Source organism: Klebsiella sp. 28, from assembly GCF_018223905.1.
GTDB classification, from domain to species: Bacteria; Pseudomonadota; Gammaproteobacteria; order Enterobacterales; family Enterobacteriaceae; genus Klebsiella; species Klebsiella pneumoniae.
The window spans coordinates 1-839 of sequence record NZ_JAGRQY010000331.1 but is presented as its reverse complement, the minus strand read 5'-3'; the positions used below and the strand labels follow the sequence as shown (position 1 = coordinate 839).

Genomic DNA, 839 nt, shown 5'->3' with positions numbered 1-839 from the left:
AAAAGAAACAATTTATCTATATCTTGTTCAGATTTCTAATATGGTTGTTCCTCTTTTGGTTATTCCATATTTAACTTCTGTTTTTGGTGTTGAGTATTATGGTAAGTTAAGTTATGCTCAAGTCGTCTCACTAATTGCCCTTTTTTTTGTTGATTTCGGTTTTAATTATTCAGCCGCTAAAGAAATTGGTTCTAATAGAGAATCAGCAGCTGCAGTCAATAAAATATACACTAATGTACAGTGCATCAAAACAGCCATTTATTTTCTTGTTATTTCTGTTGTTTTCTCTTTAACACTTTTTCTTAAACAAAGCGAAATAGACAATGATTTATTATTGATTGGTGCACTGTCTGCTATTAGTTCTATTGTTTCACCTGTTTGGTTGTTTCAAGGGATAGGTAAGTTATCATTAGTAGCCATACCTAATTTAATAGTTAGGTTATTATCCTTGGTCTTTATTTTCACCTTTGTACATGATCGTTCTGATATAATAATGGCAGCTATCATTCAATTATGCTCTCCGTTTTTTGCGGGGCTTTTTGTTATCGTTATTGTTTGGAGAAATAATATTGCTAAATTCGATAGAACTCTATTTTCCTATTCATTTTCTAAGACACTAGTGTCTGAAAGTTTTCATAATTTCTCAGCATCCTTTTTGACGTTAGGATTCACATATTTCAACCCTCTGTTGATAAAATATTTTTTAGGTGATTTTGCTTTAGGACTTTATAGTTTGGCTGATAAACTTGTGACTATCTTAAGACAATTATATACTCCTATAGTCCAAGCGAATTTTAGTCAAGTCTGCGCTTTATATAAAAAAGACATGATCTTGGAAG

The 839-nt window shown here is 31.1% G+C and carries 1 protein-coding gene; it reads left to right on the top strand.

The window, feature by feature from the left end; translation table 11 throughout:
- Positions 1 to 40 precede the first annotated feature (40 nt).
- Positions 41 to 839: oligosaccharide flippase family protein (locus tag KHQ28_RS28930; RefSeq protein WP_228298321.1), on the top strand; the 799-nt coding region annotated here is incomplete at its 3' end.